Source organism: Calditrichota bacterium (assembly GCA_013112635.1).
In the GTDB taxonomy this organism is placed as follows: Bacteria; Calditrichota; Calditrichia; order Calditrichales; family J004; genus JABFGF01.
The window spans coordinates 1-24114 of the sequence record JABFGF010000001.1; the positions used below are offsets into that span (position 1 = coordinate 1).

Consider the following 24114-nt stretch of genomic DNA (forward strand, 5'->3'; position numbering starts at 1 on the left):
GAGGGAGATGGTTTTCCACATTTTGTGGATAATTAAAGAAAGAAAAAAGAAGCAAAAAAGAAAGAAAACTTTTCAACTACAACGGTGGGGTTCTCACTTTACTATTGACTATCTAAGCCTAATAGTAATATTTTGTTAGAAGGGCCACTAAAGCCCCGTTAATTTTGTAACAATTTACACATTGACTAACCAAAAAACCAGCTTTGGCCGATGGTGAACCTTAAAATACCGAGAAACATTTTGACAAACCCACAAGGCAAAAAGCAAACCCAAAGCAAAGTAAAAACATCGGGTGAGCTAAGGCCGGAAACGAACCTCGCGCTCAAACCGAGATATTTAATAAAACTCTTAGCGAACAAAAACCAATTTGCGTTTTGCCACCTTGGAAAACCCACACACTAAAAAAACTTTGGAGTAGGGCAGAACCATAAAACTGAAAAGTTACGTCTTTTATGATGAAACAGTTTTTGACCCAAGTTTTAAATCCGGCGGACAAAGCGGCCTGGAAACCAACCGCCCTTATAACGGTGAATATTAATGGGCGCTCGCGCGGGGAAGTCTGTCCGGTAAGCAAAATCATCGTCCGCGTGAAAGCGTCCCGTTGAATATTTTGTTAGAAGTGCCATCTAAACCTTTTGCCAAACCGAGAAAAGACAAACGAAATTTAAGCAACCCAAAAGCCAAGCGCCATTGTTTTTAAAAACATTTTGATGGCAGAAAACCAGAAACCGCCTCAAGTAAAATGTATTTTCAATATGCCGAACAAAAACAACAACCCAAGCATTTTACCCAGGTTGAAACCCATAAACAAAAACCAACGTAAAAAGAACACTTTTAAAACAGCCAAAATTTTTGTTAAAAATAAAATTATTCTAAACAATGGCGCGACCTTGGAAGCCTTGCACTTATAACGGTGAATATTAACCGGATTTTACGTTGAAAATTATCCGGTTGCCGATTCATGCTAGCACGTAAAATTCCGTGTTGAATATTTTGTTAGAAGTGCCATTTAACCTTTTGCCAAACCGTGCAAAGACAAACAAAATTTAAGCAACCCAAAAACCAAGCGCCATTGTTTTTAAAACATTTTGATAGTTCAAAACAGGGAAGCGCCTCAAGTAAAATGTAAATTCAATATGCCGAACTAAAACAACAACCAAAGCATTTTACCCAGTTTGAAACCCATAAACAAAAACCAACGTGAAAAGACACTTTTTAAAACAGCCCGAACTTTTCATAAAAAATAAAATTATTCTAAACAATGGCGCGACCTTAGAAGCCTTGCACTTATAACGACCCAGTGTTTAGCTGATTTGCCACTGAATAGTTTTCGAACCCTGAATCATGCTCCGAGTGGCAAATTCAGTTACAACACCGTGTTATGTTGCCAGGTTATGTGTAATCATGTAATACTTTTATATATAAATAAAAAAGTCTTTTTAATAAATATAAATTATCAAAAGCATTTATCATTTGTGGATTCACTCTGTACAATGCTTGTGTAACTTCTTCATTTTCAATATCAAGGTATCTATTGATTTCGATTGTGTCATTAATTTTATAATAATATGTTTGGGACTCATATTGAGGTTGATCTTTCAATGTTACTACTTTTAGACTGGTCATAGAATCCGTTTTTAGGTTAAAAAAAGATACAAATTTTTTGTCTACCTTAGGGTTCATCTGAATTGTGTAGAAAAGGTATAGGGGCTTCAAGCTTTTTTCAGTATAAAAATTTATAGTGCATGAATCTTGAAATATTTTACCATTTAGATTAATCTTGAAAATATCTTTTTTGGAATAAAACATTCCTGTACAATCAGGATGCCTAACATAACCTAAATCAATTAAATATTCGTCGGTAAAGTAATTTAATTGCGATGATGGAAGATCATTGTCTGTGATATCATAGGAATAAATATAAAATTTACAATAAATTGTAAAAATCAATAAAGCCAGAATTAATAAAATAAAGGTCTTTTTCATACTAATTATTCTAAAAATGTCTTTGCAACATAACGGTGAATATTAACCGGATTTTACGTTGAGAAATTATCCGGTTGCCAATTCATGCTAGCACGTAAAATTCCGTGTTGAATATTTTGTTAGAAGGGCCACTAAAGCCCCGTTAATTTTGTAACAATTTAAACAGTAACTAACCCAAAAACCAGCTTTGGCCGACGGTGAACTTTGAATTCCAAAAAACATTTTGCAAAGCCCATAAGGCAAAACCTAAAACCAAAAAACCAACCCGACAGCCAGCAAGCTAAGGTGAGCCCGCTACAAAACATTGCCAACTAAATTCAAACAGGCAATGGCGGACGATTACTCTTAGCGTTTTCAAAACCCTGGCAAACCTGAAAAAGAGGTTGCCCTTTTGCCGCCCTTAAAAATACCCAAAAACCAAAAAACTTTGGGGTAGGGCAGAACATAAAAATTAGAAAGAACATGATTTTTGGTGAAACTGTTTTTGACCCAAGTTTTAAATCCGGCGGCTAAAGCGGCTTGGAAACCAACCGCCCTTATAACGGTGAATATTAATGGGCGCCCGCGCGGGGAAGTCCGTCCGGTTGACAAAATCATGCTCCGCGTGAAAGCGTCCCGTTGAATATTTTGTTAGAAGTGCCATTTAAACCTTTTGCCAAACCGTGAAAAGATAAACAAAATTTAAGCAACCCAAAAACCAAGCGCCATTGTTTTTAAAAAACATTTTGAAGGCAGAAACCAGAAACCGCCTCAAGTAAAATGCATTTTCAATATGCCGCACTAAAACAACAACCAAAGCATTTTACCCAGGGTTGAAACCCATTAACAAAAACCAACGTGAAAAGAACACTTTTAAATCTGCCCGAACTTTTCGTAAAAAATAAAATTATTCTAAACAATGGCGCGACCTTGAAGCCTTGCACTTATAACGACTGATATTTAGGCGATTTGCGATTGTAAAACTTCCAAACCGAAATCATGCTCCGACGAGCAAATTCGCCTACAATATTTTGTTATGTTGCCTTTGTTTTTCTAATTGCCCCAAATGTTGTTGCACTTCCAGCTTGAATAGGGTCAATAATCATTCCAGAAAACTCTTGTATCTTTCTTAACATGAGTTCTGTATCAGTGCTAAAATCTTCAGCATTTTTTTGAGTAACTTTTTTTTCCCATTTAGCTAATGGAGTTATTGGATTATGCATATCTGTATGTTCGGTAACCATTTCAGATTGAGCATGGACCATTAAATTTCGAAATTGAATTATAGATTTTAAAGTTTGAAATGGTCTTTTACCTTTTTCCAATTTATAGTTATATATTGATGCTAAAATTTCTATTTTTTCTTCAGAACCAATATTTTTCTTTATGCTACTCCAATATTTTATTTTCGTATTCCCAACGTGATTTACGTATGCTTCAATTGTAAAACTGCAAAATAGCATTGATGTCATCAAGTAGTGAAAACGCTCATATTTATTATTTGTATTCTTGGCATCTCTCAAAGCAGTTCTACTTGCAATATTTAAGTCAAAGTGTGGATAGACTATTTTTACTGCTTCTACTTTTTCACTCATTTTTATCCAATCTTATTCCCTAACCTTCAGCAACATAACGGACTGGGCATAACCGGAACGAGCGCTGGAAATCCTTCCAATTGTCAATTCACCGTCCGCGTGAAGTTTCCGAGTTGATGCCATTGTTATATGCGATTTAGAGTTTCATTCCAAAATATATTTTAAAGCTTTCCAACTTTTCTTTAAAATTATGCAATCTTTTTATGTCAGGTCCATTTTCAATATTTTTAACTATTCGCGTTTTTAAAAAGAAATCTTTATAATAAAAGCCAAATCCTAAAAAGTAACTTGTAACAATGAAAGTTTCTTCTGGATTAGGATCTTCTTCCCAACGATAATCATGATTCTGATAACCATTTTCTTCAGATGTCAACTCTCGTATTTTAATATATTTTGTCTTTTCATCAGAAAAAAAGGAGATTGAATAACCACCGTGCACCTGAATAGAAAATGATTTAAATATAGGGTATTTATAATTTATTGAAAGCGGGATTTCAATTACAGAATATGAGGTTTTAAAATTATAAAGACTCCATGAATCCACGAAATCTCCGAAAATCCAATATGAGCCAATAATTTTCGAATTATACGAACCTTGATAGTTTGTATAGCTTAAATCAAGTCCAAAAGAATAATTATTATAAACAAAATACTCAAATCCGATTCCATATAAAATGCTATGTGATTTATCATTCAGGGAACTTTGAAATTGAGATAATGCATCTCCAATAAACAAATGCACCCCATTTCTATTCTCAACCGAAGAGTTTTGGGAATAGAGCTGAGATGTTAAAACAATTAAGAAAAATACTTTTTTCATTCTATCCTTTTGGAAAGCATATAACGGCTGATATTTAGCCGATTTGCGATTGTAAAACTTCCAAACCGAAATCATGCTCCGACGAGCGAATTCGGCTACAATATATTGTTATACAGCGATTGATAATTATTTCAATGTTTTCTCTAATTCAATTAAGTCCTTGCGATTAAGCAACTCTATTATAGCCTCTGCAGGAATAATATTGCACAACCCTGAATTTTCTTCAAATGTTATTCTTGTTCGCTTAGTTTGTTTGCTGATGGCAACATCTGTGTAAGGAATATAACTGGAGACTAGTCCAATTACCATTTCTTGATTAAATAAAGGAGAGCTTAGTGTCTTATTATCAACTTTAAGTGTGGGAACATATAATACAGGACTTCCACTATTTCCACCGAATACTAAAGCATCAGCTAGGATTTTATCCTTCATTATAAGCGCAACAGAACCACGTCTCACAATTGGATCTGGATAATCTGCAGAACGCAGCCCCATAGGAAAACCAGGAATTAATAATGGAGCACCAGTTTGCAGATCTTTAGAAACTAAAAGATTTTTATAGGGAATGGTTGAAATATCGGCAGTTGTATCCCAAGCAAAAATATGACATGCAATATCAAATTTTTTTGAATAAAACCATTTATTACCAGTAAAATCAATCGCAAAGTTTTCTGGATAAACAATACTTTTTCCTTTTTTCGTTTTTACCCTAAAGCCAATTTTCTTATGAGGCATTCTATTTTCATCAAGAACTACATGTTTTGCTGTAACAATTGCGACATGATTATTTGGAGTATTGATTAAGAATCCTGTTCCTATTGGATGATAGTTACCATTAATGCTCTTTTCAATAGAAATAACGGACTCTAACCATGCTTCATTAAAACTTGAAGTTAAAAAATTTTGAGAAAATAATTTATCGGAAAATAAAAACAATACAATGAATAAAAGCAATTTGAGAGAGCTCATAGTTTTACTCCTGAAAATCTAAAGCTGTATAACAGTGAATATTAACCGGATTTTACGTTGAAAAAACTTCCGGTTGGCGATTCATGCTAGCACGTAAAATTCCGTGTTGAATATTTTGTTAGAAGGGCCACTAAAGCCCCGTTAATTTTGTAACAATTTAAACATTGGCTAACCAAAAAACCAGCTTTGGCCGACGGTGCTACATCCCGACTTGTCGGGGAAAACTTTGAACTGCCAAAAAACATTTTGGTAAACCCACAAGGCAAAAACTGAAACCAAAAAACAAACCCGACAGCCAGCAAGCTAAGGTGAGCCCGCCACAAAACATTGCCAAATAAATTCAAACTGGCAATGGCGGACGAAAACTCTTAGCGCTTTTCTAAACCCCGCTAAACTTGAGAAAGAGTTTAATTTTTTGCCGCCTTGAAATTTTGGACAAACCAACAAACTTTTAACTAGGGCAGAACCATAAAATTGAAAAGAACATCTTTTGTGTTAAAACAGTTTTTGACCCAAGTTTTAAAACCGGCGGACAAAGCGACTTGGAAACCAGCTGCCCTTATAACGTGAATATTAACGGGATTAACCGCTGTTAAATTTTTCGTTCGCGAATTCACCGTCCGGCGGTTAATTCCCAGTTGAATATTTTGTTATGGCCTGATTACTGTGTTGGCCCAAAAACTTTTTTCTCTCGTTTCCCATCTTGTAAATAATATTTTTCAACTTTATCGATAAAAACGACATTTATTGTTTTGTGTTCATCGTCGAAGCTAATTTTGCTAAATAAATCCCTTCTTAATTCACGTTCATATTTCCATTTAATATTTCCTGAAAAATCTAAGATATAACACTTATTCAAATAGTCTAAAGAGTGGGTTAAAAAATCATGAATTACTAATAAGTTCAAGATTTGCTGAATATCGCTTTCTCTAAAATCACCTAAATCAATTTTCCATTTTTCTTTTTTCCCAGCAATGGAATAACAAGTAAAATAACTTTTATATTCTTTTGAATTATGAACAAAAGTAAAATAGTATTGACCATCATCTGAGAAAATTTGAGTTATGTCTAAATGCATTCCATAATATGGACAAAAAGTTTTATTTGGTAACTCATATTCCCACAATAAAGAACCAGACTTACTGTACAAGAATAACTTACTCCACTTTGTAATAATTACATCACCTGTATTGGAGACACTCGGTAAATGTAATCCACGTCGTTCCATTTTCTTTTGCCATAATAAACTGTCATTTTGATATAAACTGAGAAGTTGAGGGCCAACAAATCCTTCGTAAAAATCTCCAGAAACTGTTGCACAAAATTTTCCATTTTTAGATTTTTTTGTCCATGTTTTTGGGAAAGCTTGTTGAGCATTTGAAAAAGAAACTTGAAAGATAAGTAAAGATATAATAAAAAATAATTTCATAAGATTTTCTCGTGAAATATAAAGCCATAACGTATCGGGTATTAACCGGATTTGATCTCGATTACGCCGTTCCAATCTGCTTTCGGAACAACCCCTGGCATAAAAGCATGCGGCGTACCGGATCGAGATTAAATACCGTGTTCAATACCTTGTTATATTGAGCGCTCATGCTATGTGTACATCAACACTTTCATAACGGTATAAATATTAATTAAAAATGCATAAAACAGCAACACTTAATTTTATACTTATTCTCTCGGGCTGATAACATCTGATTTTACCTGTTATTTTCAATATTGGGGCACACCAATCCCCCTGATGTTGATAAGCTCCCCCCTTTACTGTCCCTAAACCACAAACCCCTTTAAGATGTATCCACATAAGCAACCTGATCATATTGTGGGTCTAGCATCATTCGGAAAAACATGGCCACCTTACAATGTGGGCAGCTATATAAATTCACTTCTTCCTGTTCATCACACAGCGCCCCATTATTGGTAGTGTCCCCCATGTCAGATCGGATGCGCTGCAAAATATCCTTCTTTACCTTACCTGCCCAGAAACCGTAAAAGCGGATCTTGTTGAAGCCGTGGGGCAGAATGTGCAAAAGAAAGCGACGGATAAACTCTGCTGCGGGCAAGGTCATCTCCTTGTTAAAGGCGCCACCTTCGCTCCCTTGCTTGTAGTCTTTGTAATTAAAACGCACCTTCTTTTCAGTACCGTCTATGATGCGCTTGTTGCTAATGGCCACCCGGTGCGAATAACGTCCGATATAGCGCACAACCATCTCGGCGCTACCAAAAGGTTTCTTGGCATAAACTCGCCACTTCTTATGGGCAATGGAATCCAGCATATGCTCAAATACATGTGCCTCTTTGTATAAACCAACACACTCCGGGATTACCAATTCCCTCTTATAATGCATCTTTTTCAGTTTAGATATAAACTTGCCACGGAACATTTTCCCCACAGCCCTTACCGGAAAGAGAAAACGGCTTTCATAGGGCAGGCTTTTCCATTCGCCTGTTTTCGCTATTCCACCTCCGGCGACAATTAAATGCAGGTGCACATGCTGTGATAAGCCCTGCCCCCAGGTATGCAGCAAGGCAAGGTACCCGCATTGCGCCCCAAGATAGTTTGGATCGTTGGCAAAAGTGTTAAGCGTTTCTTTGACACAACAAAAAAACAGGTTGTATAAAAGCCTCTTGTTATAACTGATCAAATCGTTTAAACTGTGTGGAAGTGTAAACACCACATGGTAGTAAGGCACAGGCAAAAGCTCCTTTAAACGCTCTTTTACCCATTTCTCTTTCAGGATATATTGGCAGTTGGGACAATGACGGTCGCGGCAGGGATTATAGCAGGGACGTTCACCACCACACGAGCGACACTCATAAAGATGGCCGCCAAGAGCTGCTGTACGGCAGTTCATGATCGCGTTAACAACTTTCCACTGTTTGGCTGACAGCCTATGCCCCTGGCTGTATTCTTTGATGTTCTCACGGAAAATACGGGCTATGGTTGCACTTGACATATCATATATTTATGGTGTACATAAGTACATATTATATAAGAAATGAAATGTCAATATACAAGGGAAAATTTATTGAGGGAGGTAGAAAAAAAATCCTAATCAACCTGCGGACATAACCGCTTCAATATAACGCTGAGCATAAGAGGATTTAACCGAGTATAAACTTCAAACCCTGAATTCATGCTCCGGCGGTTAAATTCCTACTTAATGCTTTTGTTATGCATTGTTTGATTTTGAATTTCAAAGTAATCACCATACCAATCCCACATACAAAAGGCTTTTTCAAAATTGCACTTATATTTATAATTTTTTGTTTCAATATCTGGATCAAAAAATGATGATGGAAAATTACTGTCAGCAACTACTAATAACCAACATTCTTCACATTTTTCTTTATATGAATCCAATTTTGTATTTTTTACATTTATAATATCCTGTAGTTCTTGAATAAAATTCTTTTGAACAAAACCTGCAACAGGTACTTGCCAATAGTTTTTAGTTAAGAATGAAAAATTTGAAATACGTATTGAGTCAAAGTATTCTGGAAAATTTTCAAGATCTTCAAAATTATTATTAACTCGCACTGTGCTATCTTTTCCTGGAAGGTTTTGAATAATTAAATCCTTCAGTTTTTTGGCTAAATCATATCTCTGAGCTTTTGTGAGTTTAGGATAACTTCCAAAAAACACAGCGACATCTAATGCAGGGAATTTCTCAAGTTCAGTATAGCTTTGCATTGCTATTTTTACAATAGAATCTCTTTCTGATTCTAAGGCATGCAGTGGTCTTCCCTCAATTTTTCTGTTTTTGAAAATTCTTGTAACTTCAATACCAACTTTTACTTTGTTGTGCTTAAAAATAAAATCAGGGCATTCGGAGTTTGAAGGTTCTGTTTTTATTCCAAGCTTTTTAAAAAGCTCTTTTACAAATACTATTTCTTCTTCTTTTTTATCCATTTTCCTAAATGCATAACGTCGGCGATCAGGGGACCAAAACCCGGCGGCCACTCGGCGTTTGCAGTCCAGAGGACTACGGACGTGACCACGAACCCGGGAACCAAAACGGCGTTTTGGTTCCCATTGCATTGCATTGTTATGCTTTCTTTAATACCTCTCGCCAAGGTTGCAATTCATTTAATCGAAATATATCTTTTGTATTTCCACTCCTAATTCTTCAAGACTATTTAAAATTTGAATATTTTTTATGTCAGAATTACGATTGTGTAATTCAAAAGTATTTCCATTGACTTTATAGAATAAAATACTTTTAGGTAAACTTGCAGTTATTGTTGGCCAATATTCTGAAAGATATCTTCTCCCATTAACAATTAATACGAACGGTCTGACAATGCTTGATAATGATAATTTATCTGTATCTTCTATCCTAAACTGGAAAAACATTATTTTTCCATCGCTATTATAGTATGCTGTTACAGTTTGTATATTATCATCAGTAATGAATGAACTCATTTCTAAATCGACCTTGTTAATTTCTTCATTACCTACATCTTCAAAAGAAAGTAAAGTATTTTCGAGATAGTACATTTCAAAAGATGATGTTTTCCCATTTTCAGTTGAATTACTACAGCTGTTCAAGATCAAAAGCAATAAAGACATAGTAGTAAACAAAAAAGTGGTTTTACTTAAATTCATTTTATCACTCCTGGTTAAAAAGCATAACGACCGAGGTTAAGGTGATTTGCCACTGCAAACTTTTTAAACTTGAAATCATGCTCTGAGTGGCAAATTCACCTTGAACCTTTTGTTAGCAATTATAGTTGGTTGAGAATAATTAAAATATAAAATTCCAACACTATGGGCTAACTCCATCGAAAGGAATCGGTAGGACTCCCTTGACACCCAAATCAAAATGTATTTTCTCTAAAGAATATAAGTTCAACTCTAAACTTGGAAAAAGCCACATACCTGAATAAATAGTTGATCTGAATCCGATGTTATTAACTCCGTTCATTTTATTGAATAAAATCCCGATACTTCCTCCATTGAAAAGGTTAATAACCGAGTCCTCGTCTTCAGGGAACGAACCATATTGAGCCTCGAAATAATGGAAATTTTCATTATGTTTTTTTTTATCATCAAAAAAAATAAATTTGTATCCATATGTAACATTGTAGAATTCTAAATGGTCATATGTGTTTCTTCCATATTGCCCAAGGCTAAGTTTGAGATTAAACGTCATATCTTGTCCAAAACTATAACCTATTCGAATCCCAGGACTAATATAGTACTCTCGCTTACTTGCACTTATCACTTCTAAAGGGATAAAACTAAAAAGAATTGCAATGATAAAATATTTTTTAATGTTCATTTTATACTTTTGTTGCTAACGGCTGATATTTAGCCGATTTGCGATTGTGAAACTTCCAAACCGAAATCATGCTCCCGCGAGCGAATTCGGCTACAATATATTGTTATGTGTTACACTGTTTTTAATAAATTGAACTTTAAAATGATTTAACCACTCTTTTGTCTTTCGAAAATTACCCTCTTGATCCTTCTCAATATAAATCGCACTATCTTGTTCCGAAAATAGAATGGTATCAGGTATAAATGAGTTGTCGTAAGGTTTAATGCTAAAAATAATTGTGTCAAGATTCATTGTGAATCGACCTTCGTATTTTATATAAAGTCCAAGCATCCCGTCTACACGATTCTCACAATCTCCATTTTCTCTAAAGATTAGAGTATGGTGAGATAAATCATCTTTTAAAGTAGCAGTCATTATTCTTTCGGATTTAATCAACTCGGAATTATGAAGATTAAAAATGATAATCCCTAATAAAAAGGTTGAATGAGAAAAGATCTTTATTCTATTAATTTTCTTTCTAATCAAAGATATAATCGTTTCAATAATAGATATAAAATACAATAAAATAACTACAAGGAAGATGCCATTATAAGCAATAAGATTGAGAATCATTCCTCCAAAATAATCTGAGATTATCCAACAAATCATACCTACTGATGAAATTATTGATAATGCTTCAAACACTGTAATTTTTTTTATTCTCATTTTTTCCAATTTTTAAGAAAACACATAACGTTTAGGTTTACCTGCGCTGAAGGCAACTCAAACAACCGTTACTTTTTCCGAATCATCGTTGCACTGTATAGCGTCAGGTACAACCTTGTGTTATGTATTACTTGCTTGTGCTGACGGAATAATAAATTTGAAATTATCACTCAGCTCTATCTTTGTCTCATTTGCGAATGTAACTATTTCAGAAATACAGTTGGTTCTGTCAGCATTTTTTATAAACCTTAAAGGTAAAACGTATCTATTCTTTTGAGTAACGAAATTAATACTATTAAAAACACTGTCGTAATTAATTTTGTTTATTTCAGAGGCTTCTATTTTCTTCCAGGTCACTTTACACAGATTTACCATATTTTGTTCAATCCAGAATTTAAAAAATGATTTTTTTTTCTTTAAAAAAAGATCAATAAAATGCATAAGCCCAAATATTATAGCCATTATCCTCAGGAAATCTTTATCTGGATTATTACTCACTATAAATACAACAAAGAAGAGTATAAATAAGATGTTGTACCAATAAAAAATGGGAACATATGAAATCTTCATATGAAACGTCCTTTTTGAATTTTCATCTTTCTTTGAAGTAGTTATCTCTTTCTTTGAGGTATAAATTCTCAGAATAAAAGCTAAAATGATTAATACACCGGTTATGGTATCTAGATAAACAGTTTGATCCCAATGTAATCTTAAAAAGACTAATACAATGATTGCTAAAATAATTATGGTAAAGTATAAATCTATTTTCTTCATAGTGGTCTTAATACATAACGCTGAGTATTTAGGCGATTTGCGATTGTAAATATTCGAACCCTGGTTCATGCTCCGACGAGCGAATTCGCCTACAATACATTGTTATGTTGTAAATTGTTAAAATATTAACTTTGCCCATAAATTCGTTTTTTATCGAATTCAATAATTGACATAATATTTTTTGAAAGAACATTTGGACAAATCCATTCATACCTTTTAGATCTAAATCTTTTTAATTAATTTGGAGACCCAAGGTCACAAACATTTGGAAAAATTATTTCTGAAAGAAATTCCATTTTCTTTTTTGCCTCTTTTGAAGTCTCCACAAACTTTGACGCAATGGAATAGAATTCAAATGCTAATCTCAAAACCAATTTTCTTTCAAAGGAATTTTTTTCAAAATCATTCAAAGTTGTGTTTACCAGAATTTCACCTTTCAAAAAATAAAAATTGCCATTTAGTGGATTAAGTGTTAATGCTTGATCAATGTAATAAGATGATGCTTCCCAATATTCGCTCTCAAAAAATATTTTGGATAAATTTGATAATTCTTCAGGATCAGAAACCGTATTTGGATTTTTGAGTAATTCTTTAACTTTGTTACCATCCTCAAGATTTGCATTATTAATCTTGAATTGTCTTAACCCAGAACAATTTAAAAGAAGAACGATACTTATTATGGTCGAAATTATTTTTAGAATGTATCTCATAATTTTTTTACAGCATAACGGCTGAGCATAAGAGGATTTAACCGTTCAAAAACTCTCATACCGAAATCATGCTCCCGCGGTTAAATTCCTACTTAATGCTATTGTTAGCGATTATTTTTTTATAACCCATTACAAAAATGGTTGAAAAAGCTGCCATTAAAATCCAATCTCTCAGCCTGATATTTGGACTATCTGAAAATAACTCTGTAAAAAACAAAACAAGTATCAGAAAAAAAATAAATAGAAAAATCAAAAAAACTATTTTTTCAAATGTCATTACATTTTTCCCAACTAACTTTAATCCGTAAATATTGATTTTAAAAAAATAGTAAAGACATCCAAAAATAATTGCATACAAAAGGAACGAATCTGCGTGATCAAATAAACCTAAATGTCCATGGCTCCCAGCACCAAGGATTGCAAAAGTAAAGAAAGCTACGATTAATAATAAAAATGCTATTCCAAATAAAAAGACATTTTTCATTTTTTAAGCGATCTATCCTTGGTTCAGTCCAATAAATTTCCACATTGTCTATCTAACCTTCAAAATATTTAAAATAAATGATATTGAGATTTTTTAAAGTCATACAAATTTGGAAATCAATGAATCAATCTCTTCATGATTTAAACAAAATGTAACAATAAACCGGCCTAAATTAAAATCTACAATACTAACTTTTACGTTATTTGAAGTTCAGATCGCTAACGTATCGGGTATTAACCGGATTTGATCTCGATTACGCCGTTCCAATCTGCTTTCGGAACAACCCCTGGCATAAAAGCATGCGGCGTACCGGATCGAGATTAAATACCGTGTTCAATACCTTGTTATATTGAGCGCTCATGCTATGTGTACATCAACACTTTCATAACGGTATAAATATTAATTAAAAATGCATAAAACAGCAACACTTAATTTTATACTTATTCTCTCGGGCTGATAACATCTGATTTTACCTGTTATTTTCAATATTGGGGCACACCAATCCCCCTGATGTTGATAAGCTCCCCCCTTTACTGTCCCTAAACCACAAACCCCTTTAAGATGTATCCACATAAGCAACCTGATCATATTGTGGGTCTAGCATCATTCGGAAAAACATGGCCACCTTACAATGTGGGCAGCTATATAAATTCACTTCTTCCTGTTCATCACACAGCGCCCCATTATTGGTAGTGTCCCCCATGTCAGATCGGATGCGCTGCAAAATATCCTTCTTTACCTTACCTGCCCAGAAACCGTAAAAGCGGATCTTGTTGAAGCCGTGGGGCAGAATGTGCAAAAGAAAGCGACGGATAAACTCTGCTGCGGGCAAGGTCATCTCCTTGTTAAAGGCGCCACCTTCGCTCCCTTGCTTGTAGTCTTTGTAATTAAAACGCACCTTCTTTTCAGTACCGTCTATGATGCGCTTGTTGCTAATGGCCACCCGGTGCGAATAACGTCCGATATAGCGCACAACCATCTCGGCGCTACCAAAAGGTTTCTTGGCATAAACTCGCCACTTCTTATGGGCAATGGAATCCAGCATATGCTCAAATACATGTGCCTCTTTGTATAAACCAACACACTCCGGGATTACCAATTCCCTCTTATAATGCATCTTTTTCAGTTTAGATATAAACTTGCCACGGAACATTTTCCCCACAGCCCTTACCGGAAAGAGAAAACGGCTTTCATAGGGCAGGCTTTTCCATTCGCCTGTTTTCGCTATTCCACCTCCGGCGACAATTAAATGCAGGTGCACATGCTGTGATAAGCCCTGCCCCCAGGTATGCAGCAAGGCAAGGTACCCGCATTGCGCCCCAAGATAGTTTGGATCGTTGGCAAAAGTGTTAAGCGTTTCTTTGACACAACAAAAAAACAGGTTGTATAAAAGCCTCTTGTTATAACTGATCAAATCGTTTAAACTGTGTGGAAGTGTAAACACCACATGGTAGTAAGGCACAGGCAAAAGCTCCTTTAAACGCTCTTTTACCCATTTCTCTTTCAGGATATATTGGCAGTTGGGACAATGACGGTCGCGGCAGGGATTATAGCAGGGACGTTCACCACCACACGAGCGACACTCATAAAGATGGCCGCCAAGAGCTGCTGTACGGCAGTTCATGATCGCGTTAACAACTTTCCACTGTTTGGCTGACAGCCTATGCCCCTGGCTGTATTCTTTGATGTTCTCACGGAAAATACGGGCTATGGTTGCACTTGACATATCATATATTTATGGTGTACATAAGTACATATTATATAAGAAATGAAATGTCAATATACAAGGGAAAATTTATTGAGGGAGGTAGAAAAAAAATCCTAATCAACCTGCGGACATAACCGCTTCAATATAACATAATATTAGTGTGATTCAATCTTGTTTTCACTCTATAACTATACGACATAAAATCAACAGATTCAACCGTTTAAAACTGTACTTTTTTATTAAATGCGGGAAACAAACTCGGTTTACTTTTAAACTAAACTAAGCTATCCGTCATAAACTCAACACTTTATGGAAACTATCATCAAAGAACAAACCGCGTTGTAAACACGCTTTCAATTATTCTCCCAACCCGATAATTGTTTTATAAACAAATGTTTACAAAAAACAACCTTTTTTCAATACGCTATTGACATATTTTAGAGATTTTGTATATTGGTGTACGCAAGTACATTAAACGGATTTAATGATCATGACAGAAAAGAAACTGCTTTTGCTGTTAAAAGAAAAAATAAGGGCAAAACATTACAGCATTCGTACAGAAAAAAGTTATATAGATTGGACAAAACGCTACGTCTATTTTCACAACCTGAGACATCCTAATTTAATGGGCGCAAAAGAAATAGAGCAGTTTCTTAATTATCTGGCCGTTTCACGTAATCTGGCCGCTTCCTCACAAAACCAGGCATTGAATGCCATCAACTTTTTATATAAAGAAGTATTGAAAATAGATTTTGATCAACTGGAAAATATCTCGTGGGCAAAAAAACCAAAAAAATTACCGGTCATCTTATCAAAAAACGAAGTAAAAAAATTATTACAACATTTAAACAGCCAACCCTGGTTAATGGCTTCATTACTTTACGGAACAGGGATGCGTAATATGGAATGTTTACGGCTGCGCGTTAAAGATATCGATTTCGATCAAAACCAGATAAACATTCATTGCGGAAAAGGTGCAAAAGATCGGCGGGCCATATTGCCGGAATCATTAAAGAAACATCTGCAGCTTCAATTAAATACTGTAAAAGCTTTGCACGAGCAAGATTTGATAAATGGCAACGGCGAAGTTTTTTTACCAAATGCATTAGCAAGCAAATCACCTGTAAGCGCAACAGAATATGGCTGGAAATATCTTTTCCCGGCATTAAGATTGTCGGTCGACCCGCGCTCCGGAAAAAAAAGACGCCATCATTTAAATGAATCAGTTCTACGCAAATACATTTACCTGGCGCGCAAAAAAGCAGGGATCAATAAACCGGTAAGTGCCCATACATTGCGGCATTCATTTGCAACACACCTTCTGGAAAATGGATACGATATCCGCACAGTGCAGGAATTGCTTGGCCATAAAGATGTGAAAACCACAATGATTTATACCCACGTATTAAACCGGCCCGGCCTCGCCGTCAAATCTCCTTTAGATTGATAAAACCAACAGTCAACAATCATCAATCTTCAATCGCTATTCATCACTCAGTAGTTTTCACACCCTTTTGAAATTTGGCGTTAAAAGACCTTTGGAATAATTTCTTAAAGAAAAACAAACTGTTTGAGTTTCATGTATTTAGAAACGAGTTTTTGTTTTTCAGAAATTAAGAAGAAGGTAATAGCCACATTTCAATCAGGTGCTGATTTTTTGTTTCTTTTTCATTTAGGAAAAAGAAAAGAGAGTAAATAGTGGTTTTCAGAATTCGGTTACCCAAAAAGAACAATTCGCGTCTTGGCGCCTTCTCGTTTAAAGGATTTAAAAGAAGTAGCATTAAAAAAAATCACCCTTTTACTTCAATCCGCGCAATCCGTGGATAAGTAAGCTCAATGTATTAGTTTTTATAAACAACAATTCGCGTCTTGGCGCCTTCGCGTTCAAAGGATAAAAAAGAAATAGCCTTAAAAAAAAAATCACCTTTTTACTTCAATCTGCACAATCCGTGGCAAGAAAAAAGTATTTGCGATTTTGTATTTTTACAATTTAAATATTGTTTCAGTGTAAATCTGTGTAATCCGTGGATCAGTAAGCACAATGTATTAGTTTTTTAAATTAACAATTCGCGTCTTGGCGCCTTCGCGTTTAAAGGATTTAAAAGAAGTAGCATTAAAAAAAATCACCTTTTTACTTTAATCCGCTCAATCCGTGGCAAGAAAAAAGTATTTGCAGTTGTATTTTTTTGTAAAAGTAAGTGGAAATAAAACAAAAAAAATCAATATTAAATCAAAAATGTTATTGAAATTTCGCGTAATCCGCGGAAAGTATTAGGTTGAAACAAATACCGCGATAGACCGATTTTCAAGCCCAAAAAGTTTTTGATCCACCGGTGCCTTAATCCGGCCATCATCCAAAATATCATCCGGACTATTATTAAACGTATTTAGAAAAAGAGCCCATTTTCCCTTGGCACGTTTTGGCAGTTCAAAACGATGCTTTTTATGATCGCCGTTTATCATTATATAAATATCCGCTTCATCCTTGTCCGCACCGGCCAAAAACAAAGCCAGTGTTTTAGATTTTTTTGACCAGTCCGCTTTGTGGATTTGCTTTCCATGCCAACTCATATCAGCAATACCATTGCGCGTTTCCACCCTAAATTGAGAGCGCCGCAAACACGGGTGCGATTTTCTAAATGAGATAAGCAATTTAAAAAAACGAATCAGATCCTTATTTTTTTTAACAAGAGACCAATTCAGCCAGCTGATTTTATTATCCTGGCAATAAGCATTATTATTCCCGCCCTGAGTCCGGCCAAACTCGTCGCCCGCATGGAACATGGGCACACCCTGCGACAGCATCAAAATTGCGGCATAATTTTTTATCTGTCTTCGGCGTACCTTTTCAATTTCAGGATTTTCAGTAGGGCCCTCAACTCCAAAATTGTGGCTGTTATTATGGTTCTCACCATCCCGGTTTTGCTCACCATTGGCAAGATTCTGTTTCTGCGTGTACACAACCAAATCCGCTAAAGGGAAACCATCGTGGCAACTAACAAAATTAACACTGTGGTAAGGTTCACGGCCGTCATCCTCATACAAATCAGAACTGCCAGAAAGCCTGCTTGCCAGCAGAGGCACCATTCCTTCATCGCCTTTTATAAAACGCCGCACATCATCACGAAACTTGCCGTTCCATTCCATCCATCTTTGCCAATGTGGAAAATCACCAACCTGGTAAAGACCGGCAGCATCCCAGGCTTCGGCAATAATTTTTGTCCCAGTCAAAACAGGATCAAGCGCAATCCTTTCCAATATTGGCGGGTCCGATAACACCTCGCCATTTGGCCCACGGCTTAAAATTGAGGCCAGGTCAAACCGGAAACCATCCACATGCATTTCAGTAACCCAGTATCGCAAAGAATCAATAATCATACTGCGCACAACAGGATGGTTACAGTTAACCGTATTCCCACAGCCGGTATAGTTAAGATAGTGCCGCGTCTTTTTATCAAAAAGGTAATATGTATCCCGGTCAAGACCCTTTAAATTGTAAATTTCACCTTGCTCGCCGCCCTCCGCAGTATGGTTAAAAACGATATCCAAAATTACTTCAATCCCCGCTTTATGCAGCGCTTTAACCATCTTCTTAAATTCAATCAGAGCACCACCGGGTGTTGGATCGTGAGCATAAGATGATTTTAACGCGAAAAATGAAATAGGATCATAGCCCCAAAAGTTTTTTAATTTTTCTCCCGTTATCGGGTTTTTGCGGTTTATACCAAGTTCATCAAAATCAGTTACCGGCATCAGCTCCACGGCGGTTATGCCCAATTCTTTTAAATACGGTATTTTTTCGATTATCCCTGCAAATGTGCCCGGTTTCATTACCTGTGCAGAATGGTGTTGCGTAAAACCACGTACATGCATTTCATAAATAATAGATTCTTTCAGCGGCAGGTTTAAAGGTTGGTCAAGTTCCCAATCAAAAGTATCATCCACAATTGTAGAAAGGCGAACGGGGCTTTCCTGGTTACCGGTTTGTGTTAATTGTTGCTGGCCCCAGGTTTCTGCGCCGCAGGTGGCCCGCGCATACGGGTCGAGAACCAGCACGCCGTTTTTACGGAAATTGTCATCGGCAAAAACTCGGTAGGCGTAGCTTATCCATGGATTTAGTCCATTAATATGCGCATGCCAAATATCACCGGTTTTATTAATCCGCGGATCAAGTGGGAACTCAATTAACGGGCTGCTTGAACACTTGCTGAATATTACCAGCGAAACAGCTTTGGCACTTTCTGAGATTATTGCAAAATTTACACCTTCACGAACAAGTGTTGCTCCCAGTGGCCAGGGATGACCTCGTTTAATTTCAAAATCGTGGCTGACTAATTTAAAAAGTTCTTCGCGGTGGTTTGCTTTAATTTTTGTTTGATTTGACATTTTCAATTTTAAGGGGTTTTAGTTTTCCAGATGTGATTTTAAAGGATTAATATCAACCAATCAAGAAATTATATTACTCTTGTTATTTTAAGCCAATCTACGAATCGGATTTTTTTATCTATGTTTTATCGCCCTTATGAAATATGGCGGTCAAATCTGTTGGAATAATTTCTAAAAGAAAAATAAACTGTTTGAGTTCCTGCTTTTTGGAACGAGTTTTTATTTTAATACACCTTATTATCATATTGATTTACAGGAAAGGAAGAAGTAAATTTGCAACTTGTAATTTTTTACAGGAAATGAAATATGAGCAAAGAAATTGTTGTAGTAGCTCTTGGCGGAAATGCCATCACACGTGAATTTGAAGAAGGGCTGATTCCGGAACAATTTGAAAATACACGTACCAGCCTCGATGGTGTAATACGCCTGGTAAGATACGGCTATCGTGTTATTTTAACCCATGGCAACGGTCCTCAGGTTGGTAATGCATTAATTCGCGTTGAAGAATCCCGCGATTTAGTACCACCTTTGCCTCTTGGAATTATTGTTGCGGATTTAGAAGGGGGCATGGGCTATATGATTGAGCAAAGCCTGCAAAACAAATTGCATGATGCCGGGCTTAACAAAGATGTTACAACCGTTTTAACGCAGGTTATTGTAGACCCAAAAGATCCTTCGATAAAAAATCCTACAAAATATGTTGGACCATTTTTCAAAAAAGAACAGGTTGCCGATTTAGAAAAGAAACGCGGTTGGCAAATGAAAGAGGACAAAGGCCGTGGGTATCGCCGTGTTGTTCCTTCGCCTGTTCCACAAAGTATTGTAGAAAAAAAGATTATTTCCACTTTGCTCGAAAATGACATTTTGGTTATCGCTGCCGGCGGTGGCGGAATCCCAGTTTATTGCGATGATCGAGGCTGGCTGGAAGGTGTGGATGCGGTGATTGATAAAGACCATGCATCCGGTTTACTTGGTAATGAGGTTGGGGCAAGCAAGTTAATAATCCTAACCGGTGTTGATAAAGTTGCCATAAATTTTGGAACTGATGAACAAGAAAATCTTGATACAATGACAATTGACGAGGCAGAAAAACATTTCAATGATGGCCAGTTTCCAAAAGGAAGTATGGGACCAAAAATATTGGCAGCCATAAATTTCCTTAAGAGAGGTGGCAAAGAAGTGCTGATTACTTCAATCGAAAATATAAATGATGCTCTTGATGGAAAGAATGGAACGCGGATAATTAATAATTGAAAATTGATAATTGAGAATGAAAAACTTGATTGGTAATTATTGAGACACAAATTTTTAATCAAGAATCAAGAATCAAGAATCAAGAATCAAGAATCAAGAATCAAGAATCAAGAATCAAGAATCAAGAATCGGACCCGAAAGTAAAGTTTTCTTAAAAAGACAATTATATGTAGGAGTGTTTTATGAACATCCATGAATACCAGGCCAAAGAAATTCTCAAAGCTTACAATGTGCCTGTACCGGAAGGTTATCCGGTTTTTAGCATCGATGAAGCAGTAGAAGCTGCAAAAAAACTACCAACCGAATTATGTGTTGTTAAAGCACAAATCCATGCTGGTGGGCGTGGAAAAGGTGGCGGTGTTAAAATTGCAAAAACACAAGATGATGTAAAAACAATTGCAAGCGAAATACTGGGCATGAACCTGGTAACTCATCAAACCGGACCAGCCGGAAAAAAAGTAAATAAATTGCTAATTGAGCAAGGAATCGATATTGACCGTGAAATGTACCTTGGTATGGTTTTGGACCGCGAAACCTCTCAATATGTAATGATGGCCAGTACTGAAGGTGGCGTTGAAATTGAAAAAGTTGCTGCAGAAACACCGGAAAAAATTCTTAAAGTCTGGATTGATCCTGGAGTTGGTTTACAAGGTTTTCAGGCGCGCCAATTGGCTTTTGGTCTTGGTCTTGAAGGAAAACAGGTGAGCAATGCCGTAAAATTTATGATGGCTTTATACAATGCTTTTGATGCAAATGATTGTTCAATCGCAGAAATAAATCCTCTGGTTGTTACAAAGGGTGGAGATGTTTTAGCCTTGGATGCTAAAATCAATTTTGATGATAGCGCCCTATACCGCCATAAAAATATTCTTGAACTGCGCGATTTGACAGAAGAAGATCCGGCGGAAGTAGAAGCATCGAAAGATGGCCTGAATTATATAAAACTTGATGGTAATGTTGGTTGCATGGTTAATGGCGCAGGCCTGGCCATGGCTACAATGGATATTATAAAATTGGCCGGTGGTGAACCCGCAAACTTTTTGGATGTAGGTGGCGGCGCTAATGTGGATACAGTCAGAAATGGTTTTAAAATTATCTTGAGTGATAAAAATGTTAAAGCTGTATTAATAAATATTTTTGGCGGTATTGTGCGTTGTGATCGTGTTGCCGGTGGTGTTATTGAGGCTGTAAACTCTATGGATATTAATGTTCCTGTTGTTGTACGGCTTGAAGGAACAAACGCCAAAGAAGCAGCAGTATTATTAAAAGAATCCGGTATGGATTTTATTGTTGCTTCAACAATCGAAGACGCCGCGCAAAAAGTTGTTGGCGCAATAAATTAAAATTAGCGGTAACCTTCAAGGTTCTTGTTAAAGGAGAAAAAAATGAGTGTTTTATTAACTGAAAATACAAAAATATTGGTCCAGGGTATTACCGGCGCAGAAGGCTCATTCCATACACAGCAAATGATGGAATATAATACAAATGTTGTTGCCGGGGTAACGCCGGGAAAAGGTGGCCAAAAATTTAATGAAACTGTGCCTGTTTTTAACACAGTAAAAGAGGCCGCATCTGAAACAGGTGCGAATGCATCTGTAATATTTGTGCCGCCGCCATTTGCAGCCGATGCCATTATGGAAGCAGCAGAAGCGGGACTTGGATTAATAATCTGCATAACCGAAGGTATTCCTGCCAAAGACATGGTAAAAGTGTATGACTATATTAAAGATAAAGATACACATCTTGTTGGTCCAAATTGTCCTGGTGTTATTTCTCCGGGGATTGGCAAAATGGGAATTATGCCTGCGTTTATACATCAAAAAGGAAATGTGGGCGTTATTAGCCGCTCGGGTACTTTGACCTATGAGGCAGTAGGGCAGTTAAGCGCAAGAAATATCGGCCAGTCTACATGTATCGGTATCGGTGGTGATCCTGTTATCGGTACACGTTTTATTGATGCACTTAAACTCTTCAATGCAGATAAAGATACCCATGCAGTTGTAATGATTGGAGAAATTGGTGGTTCTGCGGAAGAGGAAGCAGCCGAATGGATTAAACAAAATTTTACCAAACCGGTTGTTGGTTTTATAGCCGGGCAAACTGCGCCTCCGGGACGTAGAATGGGACATGCCGGTGCAATTATTAGCGGCGGGCAGGGAACAGCTGCCGATAAAATGGCTGCCATGGAAGCGGCAGGGATACATGTTTGTAAAAGCCCGGCGGATATCGGCAAGATGATTGAGGAAGTGCTTTAATTGAAAATTGATAATTGAATGGTTGAAAAGATATAATTTGCGTCATGATGAACTTGTTTCAGCATCTTAAAAGTTCAGAAATAAAATCAGAATGGCGCAAATAACAATACAATGAATAGAACAGGAGTTTTAATGAGTAATCTGACTTTAGCAATCCTTAAACCGGATTGTGTTCAAAATAATAATGTTGGAAAAGTAATAGATCATCTATTAAGTGCCGGTTTTAAAATTACCGCAATGAAAATGATGAAATTGACAAAAGAAACAGCCGGTGCCTTTTATGAAGTGCACAAAGAAAGACCTTTTTATGGGGAACTTGTAGACTTTATGATGGAAACAAGAGTAGTCCCAATTGTGCTTGAAAAAGAAAACGCGGTTGCTGCTTTACGTGAAACCATTGGGGCAACAGATCCTGCCGAAGCAGAAGAAGGCACAGTTAGAAAGCTATATGCAGAAAACAAAGGACGTAATACAATCCACGCATCAGACTCCGATGAGAACGCCGCACGTGAGATAAGATTTTTCTTTTCAGAAACAGAAGTTATTTCCAATAGTTAAATTGGATTAGCATCTTATTAGATGTAATATCAACTAAAAAATAAAGCGATTTCTCCCCGGTTCCGACTCAATATTGAAGAACCGGGGTAGTCGCTATTTAATTTGGATTATTAAATAGGGTTTTTTATATTCCACGCTTGTAATGAAAATATCTATTCAAAGCCTTAAGCAAGGACTAACACGTTTTTCAGAGAAAATTCCTCCGGATTTTATTGAAAAGTCTTATTCGAATTTTTACCCTGAAGATTTTTTTGTAAATGTTGAAGTAGATAAATTTGAACGGGATATCCGTTTAAAATTGGTTGTCAAATCTACTGCGAATTATAAATGTGATTCTTGTTTAAAAGATTTTGAATCAAATATTGAAATTCAACAACAACAAATGTATGAAATTGGTCCGGCCCCGGAAGAAAATTCGGATCATGAAATTATTTATTTAACACGTGATACAATCGAACTTGATTTAACGAATCTGTTGAATGAAGGAGTGGTTTTAAACCATCCAATTAAAATGCAATGCAGCGATAATTGCAAAGGATTGTGTCCGGGGTGTGGTGTTGATTTAAATTTAGAACAGTGTATTTGCGAAGAAGGAGATATTGATCCACGCTGGGAAAAACTTCGCAAATTGATTAAATAG

Annotated in this window: 21 protein-coding genes; 6 read left to right on the forward strand and 15 right to left on the reverse strand. The window is 36.2% G+C overall.

What is annotated here, in order from left to right:
- Positions 1-1392 precede the first annotated feature (1392 nt).
- The 14 genes from HND50_00005 to HND50_00070 all read right to left on the reverse strand — a co-directional run bounded on the left by HND50_00005 (position 1393) and on the right by HND50_00070 (position 15039).
- Entirely contained in the window at positions 1393-1986 is a 594-nt protein-coding gene (locus HND50_00005; protein ID NOG43585.1) for a hypothetical protein, read from the reverse strand.
- Positions 1987-2999: 1013 nt separating this feature from the next.
- Positions 3000-3560 carry a hypothetical protein gene (locus HND50_00010; GenBank protein ID NOG43586.1) on the reverse strand — a complete coding sequence of 187 codons (561 nt, stop codon included), beginning with the start codon at positions 3558-3560 and terminating at the stop codon, positions 3000-3002.
- Between the two features lie 136 nt (positions 3561-3696).
- Positions 3697-4380, reverse strand: coding sequence for a hypothetical protein (locus tag HND50_00015; GenBank protein NOG43587.1), 684 nt, complete (start codon positions 4378-4380; stop codon positions 3697-3699).
- A gap of 126 nt (positions 4381-4506) precedes the next feature.
- Positions 4507-5349: a trypsin-like peptidase domain-containing protein gene (locus HND50_00020; protein ID NOG43588.1), complete on the reverse strand. Its 843-nt coding sequence runs from the start codon at positions 5347-5349 to the stop codon at positions 4507-4509.
- A 661-nt stretch (positions 5350-6010) separates the two neighbouring features.
- Entirely contained in the window at positions 6011-6778 is a 768-nt protein-coding gene (locus tag HND50_00025; GenBank protein ID NOG43589.1) for a hypothetical protein, read from the reverse strand.
- 364 nt (positions 6779-7142) lie between these two features.
- Positions 7143-8312: an IS91 family transposase gene (locus tag HND50_00030; GenBank protein ID NOG43590.1), complete on the reverse strand. Its 1170-nt coding sequence runs from the start codon at positions 8310-8312 to the stop codon at positions 7143-7145.
- A gap of 200 nt (positions 8313-8512) precedes the next feature.
- Positions 8513-9268, reverse strand: coding sequence for a hypothetical protein (locus HND50_00035; protein ID NOG43591.1), 756 nt, complete (start codon positions 9266-9268; stop codon positions 8513-8515).
- 177 nt (positions 9269-9445) lie between these two features.
- On the reverse strand, positions 9446-9964 hold the full coding sequence (locus tag HND50_00040; GenBank protein ID NOG43592.1) for a hypothetical protein: 519 nt from the start codon (positions 9962-9964) through the stop codon (positions 9446-9448).
- A 160-nt stretch (positions 9965-10124) separates the two neighbouring features.
- Positions 10125-10640, reverse strand: coding sequence for a hypothetical protein (locus HND50_00045; GenBank protein NOG43593.1), 516 nt, complete (start codon positions 10638-10640; stop codon positions 10125-10127).
- Between the two features lie 90 nt (positions 10641-10730).
- A complete protein-coding gene (locus HND50_00050; protein NOG43594.1) occupies positions 10731-11345 on the reverse strand; it encodes a hypothetical protein in 615 nt (204 codons plus the stop codon).
- Between the two features lie 120 nt (positions 11346-11465).
- Positions 11466-12119 carry a hypothetical protein gene (locus tag HND50_00055; protein NOG43595.1) on the reverse strand — a complete coding sequence of 218 codons (654 nt, stop codon included), beginning with the start codon at positions 12117-12119 and terminating at the stop codon, positions 11466-11468.
- Between the two features lie 236 nt (positions 12120-12355).
- Positions 12356-12829, reverse strand: a complete 474-nt coding sequence (locus tag HND50_00060; GenBank protein NOG43596.1) for a hypothetical protein — start codon at positions 12827-12829, stop codon at positions 12356-12358.
- 88 nt (positions 12830-12917) lie between these two features.
- Positions 12918-13313, reverse strand: coding sequence for a hypothetical protein (locus HND50_00065; protein ID NOG43597.1), 396 nt, complete (start codon positions 13311-13313; stop codon positions 12918-12920).
- Positions 13314-13869: 556 nt separating this feature from the next.
- The gene (locus HND50_00070) at positions 13870-15039 is read right to left on the reverse strand and encodes an IS91 family transposase (GenBank protein NOG43598.1); all 1170 of its coding nucleotides are present in this window, start codon (positions 15037-15039) and stop codon (positions 13870-13872) included.
- Between the two features lie 472 nt (positions 15040-15511).
- Between HND50_00070 and HND50_00075 the strand changes: the two genes are divergently transcribed.
- Entirely contained in the window at positions 15512-16468 is a 957-nt protein-coding gene (locus HND50_00075; GenBank protein ID NOG43599.1) for an integron integrase, read from the forward strand.
- 824 nt (positions 16469-17292) lie between these two features.
- On the opposite strand, the gene glgX is transcribed toward HND50_00075, so the two are convergent.
- On the reverse strand, positions 17293-19407 hold the full coding sequence (gene glgX, locus HND50_00080) for a glycogen debranching protein GlgX (GenBank protein NOG43600.1): 2115 nt from the start codon (positions 19405-19407) through the stop codon (positions 17293-17295).
- 306 nt (positions 19408-19713) lie between these two features.
- On the opposite strand from glgX, the gene arcC reads away from it, so the two are divergent.
- From arcC to HND50_00105, 5 genes are all read left to right on the forward strand, one after another.
- Complete coding sequence (gene arcC / locus HND50_00085; GenBank protein NOG43601.1) at positions 19714-20661, forward strand: carbamate kinase; 948 nt, start codon at positions 19714-19716, stop codon at positions 20659-20661.
- 182 nt (positions 20662-20843) lie between these two features.
- Positions 20844-22004: an ADP-forming succinate--CoA ligase subunit beta gene (gene sucC, locus HND50_00090; GenBank protein NOG43602.1), complete on the forward strand. Its 1161-nt coding sequence runs from the start codon at positions 20844-20846 to the stop codon at positions 22002-22004.
- Positions 22005-22046: 42 nt separating this feature from the next.
- Positions 22047-22916, forward strand: coding sequence for a succinate--CoA ligase subunit alpha (sucD, locus tag HND50_00095; GenBank protein NOG43603.1), 870 nt, complete (start codon positions 22047-22049; stop codon positions 22914-22916).
- Between the two features lie 132 nt (positions 22917-23048).
- Positions 23049-23474: a nucleoside-diphosphate kinase gene (gene ndk / locus HND50_00100; GenBank protein NOG43604.1), complete on the forward strand. Its 426-nt coding sequence runs from the start codon at positions 23049-23051 to the stop codon at positions 23472-23474.
- A 142-nt stretch (positions 23475-23616) separates the two neighbouring features.
- Entirely contained in the window at positions 23617-24114 is a 498-nt protein-coding gene (locus tag HND50_00105; protein ID NOG43605.1) for a DUF177 domain-containing protein, read from the forward strand.

What these genes read in the sequence shown, in the direction of transcription:
- HND50_00005 (NOG43585.1), bottom strand. Translation starts at nt 1,986, where the DNA reads ATGAAAAAGACCTTTATTTTATTAATTCTGGCTTTATTGATTTTTACA.
- HND50_00010 (NOG43586.1), bottom strand. Translation starts at nt 3,560, where the DNA reads ATGAGTGAAAAAGTAGAAGCAGTAAAAATAGTCTATCCACACTTTGAC.
- HND50_00015 (NOG43587.1), bottom strand. Translation starts at nt 4,380, where the DNA reads ATGAAAAAAGTATTTTTCTTAATTGTTTTAACATCTCAGCTCTATTCC.
- HND50_00020 (NOG43588.1), bottom strand. Translation starts at nt 5,349, where the DNA reads ATGAGCTCTCTCAAATTGCTTTTATTCATTGTATTGTTTTTATTTTCC.
- HND50_00025 (NOG43589.1), bottom strand. Translation starts at nt 6,778, where the DNA reads ATGAAATTATTTTTTATTATATCTTTACTTATCTTTCAAGTTTCTTTT.
- HND50_00030 (NOG43590.1), bottom strand. Translation starts at nt 8,312, where the DNA reads ATGTCAAGTGCAACCATAGCCCGTATTTTCCGTGAGAACATCAAAGAA.
- HND50_00035 (NOG43591.1), bottom strand. Translation starts at nt 9,268, where the DNA reads ATGGATAAAAAAGAAGAAGAAATAGTATTTGTAAAAGAGCTTTTTAAA.
- HND50_00040 (NOG43592.1), bottom strand. Translation starts at nt 9,964, where the DNA reads ATGAATTTAAGTAAAACCACTTTTTTGTTTACTACTATGTCTTTATTG.
- HND50_00045 (NOG43593.1), bottom strand. Translation starts at nt 10,640, where the DNA reads ATGAACATTAAAAAATATTTTATCATTGCAATTCTTTTTAGTTTTATC.
- HND50_00050 (NOG43594.1), bottom strand. Translation starts at nt 11,345, where the DNA reads ATGAGAATAAAAAAAATTACAGTGTTTGAAGCATTATCAATAATTTCA.
- HND50_00055 (NOG43595.1), bottom strand. Translation starts at nt 12,119, where the DNA reads ATGAAGAAAATAGATTTATACTTTACCATAATTATTTTAGCAATCATT.
- HND50_00060 (NOG43596.1), bottom strand. Translation starts at nt 12,829, where the DNA reads ATGAGATACATTCTAAAAATAATTTCGACCATAATAAGTATCGTTCTT.
- HND50_00065 (NOG43597.1), bottom strand. Translation starts at nt 13,313, where the DNA reads ATGAAAAATGTCTTTTTATTTGGAATAGCATTTTTATTATTAATCGTA.
- HND50_00070 (NOG43598.1), bottom strand. Translation starts at nt 15,039, where the DNA reads ATGTCAAGTGCAACCATAGCCCGTATTTTCCGTGAGAACATCAAAGAA.
- HND50_00075 (NOG43599.1), top strand. Translation starts at nt 15,512, where the DNA reads ATGACAGAAAAGAAACTGCTTTTGCTGTTAAAAGAAAAAATAAGGGCA.
- glgX (NOG43600.1), bottom strand. Translation starts at nt 19,407, where the DNA reads ATGTCAAATCAAACAAAAATTAAAGCAAACCACCGCGAAGAACTTTTT.
- arcC (NOG43601.1), top strand. Translation starts at nt 19,714, where the DNA reads ATGAGCAAAGAAATTGTTGTAGTAGCTCTTGGCGGAAATGCCATCACA.
- sucC (NOG43602.1), top strand. Translation starts at nt 20,844, where the DNA reads ATGAACATCCATGAATACCAGGCCAAAGAAATTCTCAAAGCTTACAAT.
- sucD (NOG43603.1), top strand. Translation starts at nt 22,047, where the DNA reads ATGAGTGTTTTATTAACTGAAAATACAAAAATATTGGTCCAGGGTATT.
- ndk (NOG43604.1), top strand. Translation starts at nt 23,049, where the DNA reads ATGAGTAATCTGACTTTAGCAATCCTTAAACCGGATTGTGTTCAAAAT.
- HND50_00105 (NOG43605.1), top strand. Translation starts at nt 23,617, where the DNA reads ATGAAAATATCTATTCAAAGCCTTAAGCAAGGACTAACACGTTTTTCA.